This is a genomic window from Endozoicomonas arenosclerae, from assembly GCF_001562015.1.
Taxonomy (GTDB): Bacteria; Pseudomonadota; Gammaproteobacteria; order Pseudomonadales; family Endozoicomonadaceae; genus Endozoicomonas_A; species Endozoicomonas_A arenosclerae.
In genome coordinates, this window is sequence record NZ_LASA01000157.1 from 17416 (window position 1) to 31857 (window position 14442).

Here is a 14442-nt window from a genome sequence, read left to right on the forward strand (position 1 = left end):
AGGGGTTTATTCACTTTTGTGAATAGGTTAGGTACTAAAGCTAGGTATAGCAATACTACAGTCGACTGGCGTAGTACTGTTAACGATAGTATTGTGGAAAACACCTGTTGCGAGGTTGCCGGGGTTGCTCCCGGCTGTTTTTACCGCAACGGCTCGCAAAGACTAAAAAACAGGTGAAAATAACAATGACCGCAACCGCCGCCAACGTGGTTCCCCTTCACCAGGACGAACCCAAGCCCAAACAGCCAGCCGACAGTGAGCTGGATCATCAGATTAATTCTATCGCCGCCTCTGTTGAATTTGAGGCCGGTCTGCTGGACGCCATCACCACGGCTTACAAGGCCGTCCGCATTGAAAAAGCCCGTTTTATGCTCGCACTGGTGGGGCCGACCGGCTTCAGTGAGTGCCTGAAGTCTGTCGAATGTTCGGCGGCTGTCGTGCGTCATTTCTGGAACCTGAAAGGCGGCCTGTTCTTCTACCGGAATGCCTTGGCCGTTCAGATTGGCCGGATCGCTGACAATAGCCTGATCTGGCGGGATGAGCTGGAAGGCTCCGAAGTCAAGCGCATGGCCGAACGCCTCCGGGCTTCCGTGCTCTGGGCTGAAAAAGAACTGCGCCAGTGTGGGGAGGTGATCAAGTGAGCGAAGCGGATAGAAAAATGGTCATGCTGCAAAGCTATATCCGGCTCAGGGGTGAAGCGCTCCGTGCCAGTGTTGAAGAGCTGAAGCAGGAGAAAAGCACGTCGGTGGTCAAATATGAGCTGGGTGATATTCAAGGCCGCTTGAGTGAGCTGGAGATTATTAGCGGCTATGTCGGTGAAGGGGGTAAGTGATGGAAGCGGAAGTCGTTGTCGAGGGCATGAAAGAACTTCAAGCCCGTATTGAAATGCTGAAGGAAGAATTTAAAGCGTATCCGGCACCGGTGGGCGTTAAATCCTATTACGAGGGTGTCGCCTATGGCATGGGTCAAACTGCTTCACAGTTGGCCGTGATGATTGAGGCTCTTGAGATCAACCTTCAGAACTCTGAAAAGCTGGGGGTGAAGTGATGACACAAGAGGAAAAAATACTTGTCCTGCAGGTGTTCGCTGAAATAAGCAAAGTACTTGGAAAAGAACACGCTGAGAGTGTGCAGCGTGAAGATATTAATACCAAGGGTTATCAAGTCGCTGTAGGTCGGTCATTCGGTTTGGTTACTGCCATTAACCGGGTTGATGAAGTTCGTCGTAAGTTTATGGAGGATGAATAATGCCTCCTTTCATCGTCGATCATCAAAAGCGCGGCGGCTCCCTGCGCAGGCTGAAAAAGTTTCTCTCTGAAGTGTTCCAGGTGACTGTCTACGGGGTGGCCTTTGGTCATGCCCTTTTCTGGATGCAAGTTTATTACGGGACGGGGGTGCTGATATGAAAGTCGTCTCTTATGGTGGTGGTACTAATTCAACCGCCATGCTCGTCGGTCTGCATGAGCGAGGGATTAGACCGGATCTTGTTATGTTTGCTGATACCGGGGCAGAAAAACCGCATACCTACCGTCATTTGATGCAGGTCAATCAATGGCTTGAACAGATCGGCTTTCCCTTGGTGGAAACCGTTAAGTCAGTCGTCAAGTTGGAAAAAGACTGCATCGATAGAAAGTCTTTGCCGTCTCTGGCGTTTGGCTTCAAGACCTGCAGTCAGCGTTTTAAGGTTCAGCCTCAAGAGAAGTTTTTAAACAATCACGCCGGTTGTCTCGCTGTCTGGGCGGAAGGTGGCCAGGTAGAGAAGCTGATCGGCTATGACGCTGACGAACATCACCGCATCAAGGATTACACCAGTGAGAAGTATCAGGTGTCTTATCCCTTGGTGGAATGGGGTTGGGGCCGTGAAGAATGCATAGAAGCCATTGCCAGGGCAGGGCTGCCACAACCCGGTAAATCGGCCTGTTTCTTTTGTCCGGCCAGTAAGAAAAGCGAAATTTTCCAGCTTCAGGCGGACTATCCAGAGCTGGCGCTGAGGGCGGTCGCCATGGAGCAAAACGCCGCTGAAAACCTGCAAACAGTAAAAGGGTTGGGCCGTCGTTGGGCGTGGGCTGACCTGCTGAAACAACAAGATATGTTTGATTACCCGGAATCGCACCTTGAACAGGCGTGCGGTTGCTATGACGGGTAATCCCTTATGACGCGCAGCAAAGACTACACCCTCCCTGAACAAGTCCTCTACGGCGTCGGCAGTCGTGACAGTCACGCGCTGCGGCGCTCCGTCCTGCGTCGTCATCGTCCGATCGCGTGGGCGCTGTCCTTTGACTATGCCCGGTACAGTAAGAATGAAGGCATTGCCAAGGCGGATCAGCGTCTTAAAACACTGGATCGCAGTCTGTTTCTGGGTTCGGAAGATCATCCGATTTTACCCTCGGCGGGCGAACGTGAAATCAAGGACTGGTGTGAAGCCCGAGCCAAGGAATGTGACCTTGAATTTGCCAAGCGTTTCGAGGTGGATACCGACGGGGCTTTCCAGTTTTTGAAGGGTTATGTCGAGGCGGAAGGGTTGGACTTTCCGTTAAAGCTGTTCCGGAACATGGACAAAAGAGAAATCAGGCTGTCATGGCTTCAGGCGTCAAAGCGCGTCACGTGTGCCAGATGGTGGCGCCGCCAGGTAAAAACCGCACTGCGCCGCAAGCTGGAAGCCGTAGCCCGTGATATTCGTTTAGTCCACGCCGATAAGCAGCTCTATTGTTCCGACGTCACCCTCTGGGAACGTCAACGCCAGATTAAGCGCAATCAAGAAATCTTGGAGTCGCTGGAGGTCGAAAACGACGAAGGGCAGGTATTCACCCTAGCGCAACTGGCAGAAAAAGGGCTGGCCAATCCCCGTAACCGCTTTTCCGAACTGGTGGTGCGCTCCAAGGGTTTTGACACCGTGGCGCAGATGTACGGCCATGAAGGGCGCTGCTTCACGTTGACCTGTCCGAGCAAGTATCACCGTATGATTAAAGGGGCTAAGCAGAAGGACGGCACGCGCCGTCCCTGTCGCGCTAATGGCAAGTGGAACGAAACCACGCCGCGTGAGGCTCATGATTGGCTGAATGGTATCTGGAAGAAGATTCGTTCCAAATTCAATCGCGATGACATTGGTTATTACGGTTTCCGGGTCGTGGAACCCCATCACGACGGTTGTCCTCATTGGCACATGTCGCTGTATTTCCTACCTGAACAGGCCGACGCTGCGGAAGCCATTATCCGCGATTACATGTTGGAAGAAGACGGCGACGAACAAGGCGCGCAAGACACGCGCGTGGATTCCTTTGTCATTGATCCCGAGCAGGGCGCGACCGGTTATCTGGTCAAGTACCTGACCAAAAACATCAGCGGCGCGGAGGGCATGGACAAAGAACTGGATTTCGAGGCGGACGGGCAGCAGAAATTGTTTGTCGATGACACCCAGAGCCGGGTCGAAGCCTGGGCGAGCTGTTGGGGGATTCGCCAGTTTCAGGTATTGGGGGGGCCGTCGGTGACGGTCTGGCGGGAATTGCGCCGCCTGCGTACTGAAGAACAGCTTAAGGCTGGTCTAGAAAGCTATGGCGGTCTGGAAGACTTTGAGGTCGAGGAGATCAGGGAGCTGCATAGTGCGGCGGATGCGGCGGATTGGGCGGCGTTTGTCGTCTTGATGGGTGGTGTCATGATCGCCCGGAGTGATTACCGGTTGCGGCCATGGACGCAAACCAAAAAAGAAGAAAACGATTATTTCGAGCCGGTTGAGGAGTTAAGGGGCTTGGTCAATGTCGAGAGTGGTCGCGTTGTCACCCGTCTGCGGGTCTGGACGGTGCGGGTGAAACGAAAGGAAGAGGATGGCGACGAGAAAGGCGAAGAAGATAAGCGGATTCAGAAGTATGTGTCGCAGGCGTTTGATAACGCACGGGCGCAGGCTGTGGAAAAAGGCTCGGGCACCGAGCCGCCTTGGACTTGTGTAAATAACTGTACGGAACCGGAAAGGTTCGCTTATGGGTAGGAGCGGGAAGCAATGAATAACGAAAATCGGATTGATCAACTGGAAACACAATTGAAGCAGGTAGAAAGCCGTCTGGGGGCTGTCTGTAGTAGCTTTTACAGCTATGTCTTTGCTCAGGTGCAGGAGTTGAAAAAACAGGGAGAGGGTGAGTCTCTGTGCATGGCTCAAGCAGAAATGAGTCTGGAGTTGATGGCGGACGCTATGGGGATCGGCTCAGAGCTGAGAAGTCTGCTTGAGGGCGGAGAATTGCCAGTTGATTTTCTGGATGGTCAGCCGGTAGAGCTGGCAGGCTTAGCGATCCCGAAGGGGGCGGAATGATGGAAGCGGCGCAAATGAAGCTCATAGCGGCGGAAATGGCAGCGGAAGCGCAGACCGCGCAGAAACATCCGCTCATTCCAGCGCAATACAAGAAAAAACTGTTACGGGCGTCCAGCCTGCTGACAGAACTGGTTGAAAGGGAGGCCGCGAGAGATGCCAAGGGCGAATAATCCTACTATCGGCAAAGTGAAGTGCCAGACCTGCGGGGGGCTGGCCAGTGTCAAACAGAATGCCGCCTCGTTTCTGTATACCTGCTGTTTTGGTGAAGGCACGCAAAATTGTGGCATTAATCAGCAAAAGGGGGCAGCGGTTCAGGGGTACATCTGGAGCAACGCGGAGTGGATCGACGGCGAACCGGAAACCCGACCTCACAACTTGCCCGCCGATGAACCTAAACCGCCGGTCGTGGTTGAACCTAGCCCGGTATCCGATGACGGGGATGTGATCGACGTTAAGCCTGAAGAGTTGGAGCAGCTCCCGCCACAACCACAAAAGGGCGAGAGCGCCCGTAAATTATTAGGTGCAGCGTTTACCGTCTGCTGTGCCGTCTTTTTGATGAAATTCTAGGGGAAACCTATGGGAACTGAAGCACACCAGGACACAGAAACCAGTGCCGAAGAAATGCAGCTGCAGACCATTGAAGCGATGGCAGGCGAGGGCGACGACTATTCGCCCGATCTGGATCAGGAAGCCGATGAGCAAGCCCGGAGCGAAGCCGATGCGGCCGCCGCGCGTCAGGGGGCGGTCATGGCGCTGTCACTGGTGGAAACCGTGGTCAAAATGCGGTGGTCGTTTATAGATATTGCTGACGAACAAAAAGAGGCCGTCATTGAAAAGGCCGTGCCAGTGATGCAGAAGTATGGAGCCGATTTACCCGAATTCCTGAAGCCTTACCGGGAAGAAATTGAGCTGGGTATGGTGGTCGCGGCGACCGGCTTCGGGGTCTTCATGCAGGTGAAAGCCTATGAAGCGGCTCAGGAGCAGGCGCGGGAAGAAAAGCCCGTTGACGGTGAGGAGGTTCAGGCGTGAGCGGGCCGATTAATGAGTGCCCGAACCTAACGAACCTGTCAACGCTTTATGTCGGTATGTCAGGATCGGGGAAGTCTCAGGCACTCAAGCAAAATTCGGCAATCCCTAAGCGGGGGGCTAGGGTGATCCTCTGGGATTCGAATTGTGATCACCCTTGCACCCGGCTTAGGGATTGGGATGATTTTGTGCGGCAGGTCGCCAGGGGGCTTAGGTCGGGTAAGGGGTTTCGTATCGGTTATACGCCAGAAGATGCCAGCCCGGAGGAATTTGAAAAGTTCGCTTTGCTGGCGTGGAGCATGCTGGACGGTAAGCGGCCGACCTACGCCATTGTAGAGGAATTAGCCGATGTGTCCCGTCATGCTGGCACGGCTCCCGGTATCGTCAAAAAGTTAATGAACCAGGGCAGAAAGTACGGACTCAGGTTTCATGGTTGCACACAGCGGCCTGAAGAAATCTATAAAACCTTCTACACGCAGGTCGGTATCACCTACTACGGCAGGCAGAAGACCGTGGCCCAGTGTCAGAAGTTCAGCAAAGAGATAGATATTCCTTTCAGGGAAATAAAAGCACTGCCTGATCTCTGTTTTTACATTGATGACGGTCGAACCGTGACTAGAAAACAACTGAAATACAAAAAGGCGGCGAAGATTAACAGCCGGTAAGGGCGTTTACTGGCACAAGGAGGGTTCGACATGAAAATGCAAAGAGGAAAATATGAAACTGAATAAAAATGAAGTTAAATCAGTAACTTTAAGCTCTAGCACAATGAGAGAAGACACACTTATTATCAATTACAAAGATGATCCACAATTAAGGAAATCAAAATTCTATGACAAAGGAGACCTTGAAGGGAAAACACCCTATAAGGTTTACTTTGAATTAAAAGAAACCTATGAAAATACAGGAATAGAATTCAGAACCAGTTTCGTAGACTAATCGATAAGTGCGTTTATCGGTCATGGAACCTAGAAGAAATCAACGTTTGCCGCCTCCGGGCGGTTTTTTTTCGCCTGTCGTCTTTACCATTTCTTTACAGTTTTTCGCTAGGTACAGGGGGTTGACACGACCCTAGCCCCGCTAGGGCAGTCTGAAGGCTCTTTTACATCTGAACTCAACAGAGAGCCAGGAAAGCAAACAATGAAAAACCTTACGGATTGGAAATTTATGGCGGCGGCTGCGGTGGCTGCAGCAATCACAGTTGCGGTGCTGAATCGTAACACTACCACCAAAAAACTGCTGAACGGCTAATCGGGAGTCTGAATCATGCGTCATACACCGCATTATATGGGCAGCTTTACCGGGGTAGGTTGGGGCAGTCGTGCCACGATTACCATTGAGCCCGGTTCGGTCATGGAAGAGTGGATGGTCAAAACTAATTTTGACGTGGCCTTGATTCCCAAGGTTGAAGTCAAGTTGGGCGGCGATACCTTCTACGAGCTGACCGGCGCTGAGCTCAAGATGATGGAGAAGTATAAAAAGCACTGGGTAGACGATAACTTTCTGGTGATTCCGTTTGCGGATATTACCGGGCGTACTGTCGGCGGCCAGGGCTTCACCGGTCTGGTGACTGAGCCCGACGATAATCTGGTGCTTAATATTTATCTGCCGGCCAAGCCGGACGGTGGCCCGGAGCATCCCCTGTTAGACGGCCATGTGTTGAACTCCAGTCGTCTGGTGATTGATCCGGCCACGAATGAACAGGTCATGCGTGCCCGTGAAGTGCTGCCGCGTTTTGAAACCTACACCATTGACAGTGCCAGCGTCGGTTCTAACTTCTTCCGCGCCTTGCCTAAAGGCCCGCGCGTTCGTCGTATTTTCTTCAAGGGTGGCGACATTCAGAACCTGAAGATCAAGCGAGATCGTCGTGAAATTTTCGACGCCACGAAAGCCCTTGTTGAATTCAACCTCAAGCGTAATGAGCGTTCACCGCAAGACGGTTATTTTATTTTCGATCCCATCGCCAGCGGCTTCGTGATTGCTGATCTGATGCAGACGTCGGGCACGTCGCTGGAACTGGAAATAGACAGTAAGACCGGCGGCACGATTGATATGCTGGTTGAAATGGTCGAGCCGGTTAGGGTCTAACGGGGGTGTGCTATGGCGGCATTGAAAGACGGGCCGGACTTGTTCGACACACTGAGCATGTTCGGTCATACGTTGGCCGACGGGGCCAATAAGATCCTGGGCGCGGGGCTCGACTCCGTCGCCGAACGGATTTCCCCGGATTACATCCCCGGCGAGCAACCGCCGCCGGTCAAGAACATTGATAACGACGGTTCCAATCTGGCCAGAGAACAACCGCAACAGGTCATGCCAGGCTTCCAAATGTCTACGCCGATGAAAGTCGGCGCGGTGCTGATGGTGGCGACGGTCGGCTATCTGCTGCTGAGGAAGTAACGTCATGATGCCACTGCCGAATATCAGTACCGGGAACATACCGGGCAATGTAGGAAACGCGGGGCCGTCTACGGCTACCAGTGGCGCCAATGGTCGTTCCAGCGGTGAAAACATCCTGGGTAATGTGCGCTTTGGGGGGTTGGAGACGGAAGAATTATTGATCGTCGGCGGGTTGCTGCTGTTGGGGGTGGTGCTGTGGAAAAAATTGTAATCCAGAAACTGCCAGAACTGACCGAAGCCGCAAGGGCGGCGCTGGCTCCGTTGATGGGGGATTTTGACTTTGCCGGTGAAATCGTCGCCGGTCGCTGTGAACTCTGGTCGATCAATCGCGGCCAGAGCTGGCTGATTACCGAAATAGACGGCAGTGAGCTGGAAATCTGCTGCATTACCGGTCGGCACGTAAAAACCCTGATTCAGTGGTTGCACCAGAGCGCCAAAAAGCGCGGTCTGAAAACCGCGCGCATGTTCACCGATCGCGAATCTGTGGTGAAGCTGTACCGTCGTTGGGGGTATCACTTTTCGCCCGTGGGTCAACGGGGTGAAGAGACCGAATACAGGATGACGCTATGAGCAGTAAATCCAAAAGCCGTAGCAGCAGTACCAATACCACGACGAACAAGAACAGTTCCATTGCGCTGGACGGTGACAACAACGGCTTGTTACTGGCTGGAGTGGAAAACAGCGGCGAGATTATTTTCCAGCAAACCGATCACGGCGCAGTCGAGGCCGGAATGCAGGTGGCTGAGGAGGCGCTGGAAACCAATCGACAAGTAACGTCGGAAGCGCTGGGCACGGTGGAAACGACCACGATGAAAGCCTTCGAGTTCGGCGATGACATTGTTATGCGTTCGCTGGATTCCGTGGATGACACCATAGCCAGAACAGCCGCCAGTCAAAAAGACCAATTGAAAGAATTCAGTTCACTGGTGAAATCCGTTCAGACCGCCGGGCAAACCGACTTAACTACGTCCATGACGCGGGTGGTGTTTGCCGTGGTGGCCGGTCTGGTGGTGGTAGCGGCCATTGTCACCAAGGGAAAAGCAAAATGACACAGGGCACTTTAAGAGTACGCGGCAAGCGTCGTTATCCAGCGGAAGGTACCGGCATCTATATCGATCAGGCCGACGGCCCGGTTCAGTTGACGTTTATCCCCGGTAATAGAACCGTCACCCTCCAGGAGCGGGAGCAGTTCAACACGGACGCGCCGTTCACGGAAATCATGGTCGAAAACATGTCCGCCGGTGAAAACCGTTTTCGTCTTCGCAGCTTCTACGGGTCGTTAACGCCGAGTGATGACGGGGCCACGGTGGCGGTCAGCGGGATCGGTCAGCCCGTTGACGTTCAAAAAATTATTGAATCAATAGTGATTGAAACCATTAACCAGGTGGTCACGGTTAAGGCAGAGGGTGACGGGTTAGAGGTTCAGTACATTGACGAAACCGTCACCATCCAGGAAGACAGCCCGCTCCAGGTGCAAAGCATTGGTGAGGTGGTCACGGTCAAGCCGGAAGCGCAAGGGTTGCCGGTTAAAGCCATTGCTGAGCCGGTCACGGTGGAAAGGGTGGCGCAAGTGGTGACCACCTATCAAATGCCCGCCGCTGGCGTGGTCGGTACTGAATTGGTCATCGCCAGTGGTACCGCAACACTGGCCGCCAATCCGGCGCGCCGTCTGGCACTGGTGCGGCAAGTCGGCGCAGTAGAGGCAAAGATTGGCGGTGTCGTGCTGCCACAAAACAGAGAGCTGGAATTGCCTATTTCCGGTGCGATCGCTTTCAGCGGAACGGACGGCGCAAAAATCGCCGTGATTGAAATTCTAAACACGGTGGGAGAATAACACCATGCTGAACAAAATCGGGGAAGGCTCCCACCAAAACAGTATTGAAATGTTGCGCGATCGCGCTGCAGGTGAGCCGGTACGTATCACGTATAATCAGCGTCTCGCCACGAATGACCGAAATGAGTGGGGCGGCATGAATGGCAGCGACATTGAAGAGTACGACCTCATTCGTCCAGGGCTTGCGCCACGTCATGAAGAAAGTGACGACTTAATTGCAGCGCTTGGGCTGAATGACGCCATGACTGAGTGGGTCGATTTTTACATTTGTAAAACCAAGTCCCCCGATGGTACCCGTCTACGCCGTGCCATTACCGGGGACAAAATCACTTTTGGCGGGTTGGTGTATCCCCTCGACAGCTTTCCTTGTTCGGCGTCGATCTTGCCCGCGTCCAATTTTGCCCAGCCTCGTAACGTGCCGCCGGGGGATGAGCATCCGGACATGCCGGGGCCGGTGAATTTCACGCCAGGCCAATGGAACGCCTTTGTGATTCATGCCACGGGGAAAAATCATGGCATGGATATGTTTTTCCCATCCATCAAGGGTAACTGCCTGTTTGTGCTGCCTGCGGTGGTGACCGGGCATATTCCTGTCGAAAGCTGGCGCTACTTCAATACTGAAGCGGTACGCCTCGAAATTCCGGAATAACCATTATGAAAGCCGTTCATTTACTGATGATCGGCGCAGCCGTGGGGGGCTGGCTGATGTACGACAAACATATAAAAACACCGCGCGGGATTCGCAACCATAACCCCGGCAACATTGAACGCACGGGTACTGAATGGCAGGGCATGAGACCCATTCAAACCGACAAGCGTTTTCTTCAGTTTGAATCACCCGAATACGGGGTGCGGGCGATGGCTCGGATTCTGGCCAGTTATGAAGGCCGGGGCGTGAACACCGTTCAGGGCATTATTCATACCTGGGCACCGCCACACGAAAACGACACCGGTTCGTATGTGGCCAGTGTCGCCAACAAGCTGGGGGTGCTGGCCAGCCAACCGATTTACCGGCAGCAATGGCCGACGCTCATAGCAGCGATTATCCAGCATGAGAACGGGCGGCAGCCTTACCCGGCTGAAGTCATCGCCGCCGGGGTGGCCATGGCATGAGCATCTTATCGGATAAGCAGGCCTTGGTACTGGGGCTGGCGGTACTGGTGGGCGGGGTGGTCGTTTATCACCGGGCTAAGGGAGTCGTGCAAGCGGTCAACCCGTTAAACCCTGATAACGTCATTCATCGCACGGCAGAACAGTTAGCGGCAGAAGCCACGGGCAACCCGGACGCGCTCCAGGACGGGTTTGATTTGCTGTTTACCACCTTTGACTTCAGCAACCCGAACAACTGGTTCAACCGGATCACGGGGCGCAAGCCGTGAAGGTTCAACACTGGATAGCAGGCGGCCTGTTGGCGTTACTGGGCTGGGTCAGCCTTGCGCCGCTCTGGTCACTGTATGCCATTTACGCGGCAGCCAGTCGCCAGGACACCGACGGGCTAAACCGTTATGTGGATTTCCCTTCGGTGCGTTCGGGTTTGACGGGTCAGATTGCCGGACAGGGTGACAGCCTGCTGGATCGCTTTATCCAGGGCGCGGTCGGTGGCTTGGTCGATGACTGGGTCACGCCGGAAAGACTGTCGGCGCTATTGGGGGGCGGGTCGCCCGGCTCCAGTGGCAACAGTCCGGACATGTCCCGGTTAATCAATACCCTGATCAATCAAACGACACTGCACTATCAAAGCCCGGAACGGTTCGAACTGAGTATCCGGCATCCGGACTATGGGCGGGTGGTGTTGGTCATGGAACGCGATGGAATCATCTATCGACTGAAAGCCCTTAACCGACAATAACAACAAGGTTCACACGATGAAAAAGAAGATATTGCCCAGACTGAAAGAGAAAAACACCTGGGCGGGTTTGGCGACACTGGCCAGTATGTTCGGCCTGATCTCCGTCGGGGAGATTGTCACGGTGACTAATGCCGGGGCGGCGCTGGTACTGGGCATTTCAGGACTGTATAACGTCATTGCAAAGGAAAAAGACCATGGCAAAGAAGAGAGCCACGAAGCGGAAGGCGGGCTTGAAGGCTGACGGCACCTTGAAAAAGGGCTATCGGTTCAAGAAAGGCGGCGGGGTGGTGAAGGCTAAGAAAAAATAACCTTCACCGAATGAAAAAGGGTGTGTGTTTGGGGTCAGTGGCAACACTGGCCCTTTTTTTGTTTCAGGGTGCGCAGTTGAAACAATAGCTCCTCGTTAATCTTCTTGGTGTCGTGATAGACCGCCATCATAAAGCCGGTGTCCACGAGTTCATGAATGGCCATGTAATGGCCGCTGGGGGTAATCAGGCCGTCGGGGCGCAGTTTGAAACCCGCCCATGGTTTAAAGGGCAGGACGCCGAAGCTTTTCAGGTTAAGCAGTTCTTGGCTGGCGGGGTCAATGGGCTGGCCCTGAATCCACTTGTAGACCGTGGACAGGCTGCGGTGACTCTGTTGTGCGGCCAGTTCCGGGTCGATGAACCACTCGTGTCGCTCGTAATCGGTGGTGGTTTGCAGGTGCAGGGCGGCTTTATTAGAACTTCTTAGCATAATAAAACTTCTTTTTATAAATTATTGCAAGCATGGTTATTCAAAATATCGGGTAAAAAGTCGTAAAAATGAATAGTTTCATGCTGGGATCGCCCGAAAACGGCGTGAATAGTATGCAGAATAGATGAATAATCCGCATTAACCAGCTACGTCGGCTTCAGGGCTTTTCCGGAACACCTTTACAGCCTACAAGCCCTGACTACGTATAGCTATAGAGGGAATTTCGAATACTGGAATGAAACCGATTACAATAGGTTGGGAAAGGCTTCGCCTGAATGAATAGTTATTCATTATGATTTAACATAATATATATTATGCGTAATTAATTGTTATTAAAGAACCGGGCTTATCCCGGTTCTCATGAAACATCACTCTTCAGATTCTACTGCTTCCAGAAGCTCTTCATTCACCTCTATTTCCTGAATCTTTCTTGATCCCGCTTTATAGATGTTCTCATAACAATAATTAGTGGCTTCTATGTATCCTTCAATACTGCCACAGTCGAAACGTGTGCCTTTAAATTTGTAAGCCAGCACCAAGCCTTTCTTGCATTGTTCACGCAGAGCATCAGTGATCTGGATCTCACCATTTCTGCCCGGGGCTGTTTCGCGGAGAATATCGAAAATATCGGGTGTCAGAATATAGCGGCCAATGATAGCCATATTGCTGGGCGCTTCTCCTTCAGCAGGCTTCTCAACCATATCCTCTACACGATACAGGCCTGGCTTTATCATCTCACCGCTGATAACGCCGTACTTGTGCGCTTCCTCTGCAGGAACTTCTTCAATGGCCACAATGCTGCATCGAAACTGCTTATAGAGCTCGACCATTTGGGTCAGAACACCATCACCATTCAGGTTGATGCAAAGATCATCCGCCAGAACAACACCGAAAGGCTCATCACCGATCAAGGTTTCGCCTGTCAGAATGGCATGACCCAAGCCTTTCATTTCACGCTGACGTGTATAGGAAAAGGTACATTCGTCCATCAAGCCCCGAATACCCGACAGAGTCTCTTCCTTTGAGGTGCCCTGGATCTGGTGTTCCAACTCGTAATTGATATCGAAGTGGTCATCCAAAGCACGTTTGCCGCGACCAGTAACAATGCAGACTTCGTGTAACCCACCTTGCAGTGCTTCGTCGACACCGTATTCAATAAGTGGCTTATTAACGATAGGCATCATTTCCTTAGGCATGGACTTGGTCGCCGGTAAAAAGCGCGTACCGTAACCAGCAGCAGGAAAAAGACATTTCTTGATCATGGGTTTATTTAAGCCCTAACTTGTTTCAAAGCGTAACAGCTGTGTTACTGTAATATTAAAAATAGACGACCTGACTCTTAAAATTTGCCAGATCAGTATAAAACTGTCTAATATTTGTTCTGGTACCTCTGTTGTTGCACCCGTTGTGCAGTAAGCTTTAGAGGCTGGCGAAAAATAAGTATACGACGCCTTGAGCTCACAGCGTACCCATAACCTAACCAAAAAGGTAAATCAATAATGACTCTGAAAGGTCTGATTAAACTTACCCACCTTCTTCAGGAATACCCACTCACCATTATACAGTGGCAAATCCTGCTTGTAGTTGCTGAAAACCCCGGTGAAACCATTACCGATCTGGTCAATGCAGAGAAACTGACCTGTGGCACCCCCAGTGATATCGCTGTGAGTGTTAAGCGTCTGGGTGAAGGCCGTCATGACCGTCCTGGACTGGGTCTGATCAAAAAGGCTCAGCACGAAGACGATGGTCGTTATTTTAAACTGACCTTGACCCCTAAGGGCAAGAAACTGGTCGAAAAAATCAAATCCAAAGCACGATATATTAAATGAAGCCTCCCTTACGGGCTCAGGAATGCTGCTAACTGGTTGCACGCTAGTACAGTTTTCCCAGCTTGAGCCCTGATTACAATGCCTCTTGAGCTTTGGTAGTTCCATCGGATGGAGCTGTAGTACCGCTTCAGGATTCTATTCATTCAACATGCTTCAAAAATAGAATCTGGCGCTTTACTGGAAGCGGTTTCTCTTATTATTCGATATGTGCGCCCTTCTCTTTTTTTAATCTCTACGGGTCATATTCCCCGCAGCTTGCTGCGTTTCTGCGGCATTAGCCGCAGCATGAACTTGTGACTACATTTTGTGGATGGCTAAAAGTAGGTTCATCCACAAATCCCACAATGTCACTGTTCTTATGTATCACTTGGTCTGTCCAGCAAAGTATCGAAGAGTGGTCTTTAGCGATGAAGTAGACAAGACGTTGAAGGAGGTATGCTTGGCTATCTCAGAGCGTTATGAAATTTACT

The 14442-nt window shown here is 52.2% G+C and carries 28 protein-coding genes; 26 read left to right on the top strand and 2 right to left on the bottom strand.

What is annotated here, in order from left to right:
* The first annotated feature begins 185 nt into the window (after positions 1-185).
* The 24 genes from WG89_RS23795 (at position 186) to WG89_RS23900 (ending at position 11649) form a co-directional block, all read left to right on the top strand.
* Positions 186-641 carry a hypothetical protein gene (locus WG89_RS23795; protein WP_062270201.1) on the top strand — a complete coding sequence of 152 codons (456 nt, stop codon included), beginning with the start codon at positions 186-188 and terminating at the stop codon, positions 639-641.
* Complete coding sequence (locus WG89_RS23800) at positions 638-832, top strand: hypothetical protein (RefSeq protein WP_062270202.1); 195 nt, start codon at positions 638-640, stop codon at positions 830-832. Before WG89_RS23795 ends, WG89_RS23800 begins: the two co-directional genes overlap by 4 nt.
* Positions 832-1047 carry a hypothetical protein gene (locus tag WG89_RS23805; protein WP_062270203.1) on the top strand — a complete coding sequence of 72 codons (216 nt, stop codon included), beginning with the start codon at positions 832-834 and terminating at the stop codon, positions 1045-1047. Before WG89_RS23800 ends, WG89_RS23805 begins: the two co-directional genes overlap by 1 nt.
* Positions 1044-1247, top strand: a complete 204-nt coding sequence (locus WG89_RS23810) for a hypothetical protein (RefSeq protein WP_153301790.1) — start codon at positions 1044-1046, stop codon at positions 1245-1247. The genes WG89_RS23805 and WG89_RS23810 overlap by 4 nt, the downstream gene beginning before the upstream one ends.
* The gene (locus WG89_RS30620) at positions 1247-1405 is read left to right on the top strand and encodes a hypothetical protein (RefSeq protein ID WP_153301791.1); all 159 of its coding nucleotides are present in this window, start codon (positions 1247-1249) and stop codon (positions 1403-1405) included. The genes WG89_RS23810 and WG89_RS30620 overlap by 1 nt, the downstream gene beginning before the upstream one ends.
* Positions 1402-2145: an adenine nucleotide alpha hydrolase family protein gene (locus WG89_RS23815; protein ID WP_062270205.1), complete on the top strand. Its 744-nt coding sequence runs from the start codon at positions 1402-1404 to the stop codon at positions 2143-2145. The genes WG89_RS30620 and WG89_RS23815 overlap by 4 nt, the downstream gene beginning before the upstream one ends.
* Before the next feature lie 6 nt (positions 2146-2151).
* Positions 2152-3981 (top strand): replication endonuclease, encoded by a 1830-nt coding sequence (locus tag WG89_RS23820; protein WP_062270206.1) that lies wholly within the window; start codon positions 2152-2154, stop codon positions 3979-3981.
* A 12-nt stretch (positions 3982-3993) separates the two neighbouring features.
* The gene (locus WG89_RS23825; RefSeq protein WP_062270207.1) at positions 3994-4299 is read left to right on the top strand and encodes a hypothetical protein; all 306 of its coding nucleotides are present in this window, start codon (positions 3994-3996) and stop codon (positions 4297-4299) included.
* Complete coding sequence (locus tag WG89_RS30625) at positions 4296-4469, top strand: hypothetical protein (RefSeq protein ID WP_153301792.1); 174 nt, start codon at positions 4296-4298, stop codon at positions 4467-4469. Before WG89_RS23825 ends, WG89_RS30625 begins: the two co-directional genes overlap by 4 nt.
* Positions 4453-4866 carry a hypothetical protein gene (locus WG89_RS23830; RefSeq protein ID WP_062270208.1) on the top strand — a complete coding sequence of 138 codons (414 nt, stop codon included), beginning with the start codon at positions 4453-4455 and terminating at the stop codon, positions 4864-4866. The genes WG89_RS30625 and WG89_RS23830 overlap by 17 nt, the downstream gene beginning before the upstream one ends.
* 9 nt (positions 4867-4875) lie before the next feature.
* On the top strand, positions 4876-5328 hold the full coding sequence (locus WG89_RS23835) for a hypothetical protein (RefSeq protein WP_062270209.1): 453 nt from the start codon (positions 4876-4878) through the stop codon (positions 5326-5328).
* 122 nt (positions 5329-5450) lie between these two features.
* Positions 5451-5990, top strand: coding sequence for a hypothetical protein (locus WG89_RS23840; protein WP_172806908.1), 540 nt, complete (start codon positions 5451-5453; stop codon positions 5988-5990).
* Positions 5991-6042: 52 nt separating this feature from the next.
* Positions 6043-6264, top strand: coding sequence for a hypothetical protein (locus WG89_RS23845; protein ID WP_062270211.1), 222 nt, complete (start codon positions 6043-6045; stop codon positions 6262-6264).
* Between the two features lie 327 nt (positions 6265-6591).
* The gene (locus tag WG89_RS23850) at positions 6592-7413 is read left to right on the top strand and encodes a major capsid protein P2 (RefSeq protein WP_153301794.1); all 822 of its coding nucleotides are present in this window, start codon (positions 6592-6594) and stop codon (positions 7411-7413) included.
* Positions 7414-7425: 12 nt separating this feature from the next.
* Complete coding sequence (locus WG89_RS23855) at positions 7426-7725, top strand: hypothetical protein (RefSeq protein WP_062270213.1); 300 nt, start codon at positions 7426-7428, stop codon at positions 7723-7725.
* A 4-nt stretch (positions 7726-7729) separates the two neighbouring features.
* Positions 7730-7936 (top strand): hypothetical protein, encoded by a 207-nt coding sequence (locus WG89_RS23860; RefSeq protein ID WP_062270214.1) that lies wholly within the window; start codon positions 7730-7732, stop codon positions 7934-7936.
* Positions 7921-8295 (top strand): hypothetical protein, encoded by a 375-nt coding sequence (locus tag WG89_RS23865; RefSeq protein WP_062270215.1) that lies wholly within the window; start codon positions 7921-7923, stop codon positions 8293-8295. Before WG89_RS23860 ends, WG89_RS23865 begins: the two co-directional genes overlap by 16 nt.
* Positions 8292-8774, top strand: a complete 483-nt coding sequence (locus tag WG89_RS23870) for a hypothetical protein (RefSeq protein ID WP_062270216.1) — start codon at positions 8292-8294, stop codon at positions 8772-8774. Before WG89_RS23865 ends, WG89_RS23870 begins: the two co-directional genes overlap by 4 nt.
* A complete protein-coding gene (locus tag WG89_RS23875) occupies positions 8771-9559 on the top strand; it encodes a hypothetical protein (RefSeq protein ID WP_062270217.1) in 789 nt (262 codons plus the stop codon). Before WG89_RS23870 ends, WG89_RS23875 begins: the two co-directional genes overlap by 4 nt.
* A gap of 4 nt (positions 9560-9563) precedes the next feature.
* Complete coding sequence (locus tag WG89_RS23880; protein ID WP_062270218.1) at positions 9564-10208, top strand: hypothetical protein; 645 nt, start codon at positions 9564-9566, stop codon at positions 10206-10208.
* A 5-nt stretch (positions 10209-10213) separates the two neighbouring features.
* Complete coding sequence (locus WG89_RS23885; RefSeq protein WP_216638548.1) at positions 10214-10672, top strand: structural protein; 459 nt, start codon at positions 10214-10216, stop codon at positions 10670-10672.
* Entirely contained in the window at positions 10669-10938 is a 270-nt protein-coding gene (locus tag WG89_RS23890; protein WP_062270219.1) for a hypothetical protein, read from the top strand. Before WG89_RS23885 ends, WG89_RS23890 begins: the two co-directional genes overlap by 4 nt.
* Positions 10935-11408 (top strand): DUF2939 domain-containing protein, encoded by a 474-nt coding sequence (locus tag WG89_RS23895; protein WP_062270220.1) that lies wholly within the window; start codon positions 10935-10937, stop codon positions 11406-11408. The genes WG89_RS23890 and WG89_RS23895 overlap by 4 nt, the downstream gene beginning before the upstream one ends.
* 16 nt (positions 11409-11424) lie before the next feature.
* Positions 11425-11649, top strand: a complete 225-nt coding sequence (locus WG89_RS23900; protein ID WP_062270221.1) for a hypothetical protein — start codon at positions 11425-11427, stop codon at positions 11647-11649.
* Between the two features lie 101 nt (positions 11650-11750).
* Here the strand turns inward: WG89_RS23900 and WG89_RS23905 are convergent, their stop codons facing one another.
* Positions 11751-12143 (bottom strand): hypothetical protein, encoded by a 393-nt coding sequence (locus WG89_RS23905; RefSeq protein WP_062270222.1) that lies wholly within the window; start codon positions 12141-12143, stop codon positions 11751-11753.
* 368 nt (positions 12144-12511) lie between these two features.
* A complete protein-coding gene (gene galU, locus WG89_RS23910) occupies positions 12512-13405 on the bottom strand; it encodes a UTP--glucose-1-phosphate uridylyltransferase GalU (RefSeq protein WP_062270223.1) in 894 nt (297 codons plus the stop codon).
* Positions 13406-13642: 237 nt separating this feature from the next.
* On the opposite strand from galU, the gene WG89_RS23915 reads away from it, so the two are divergent.
* Positions 13643-13972 (top strand): MarR family winged helix-turn-helix transcriptional regulator, encoded by a 330-nt coding sequence (locus tag WG89_RS23915; RefSeq protein WP_034841414.1) that lies wholly within the window; start codon positions 13643-13645, stop codon positions 13970-13972.
* A gap of 310 nt (positions 13973-14282) precedes the next feature.
* On the top strand, positions 14283-14442 hold a 160-nt coding region (locus tag WG89_RS29655), incomplete at its 3' end, for a transposase (protein ID WP_172806784.1).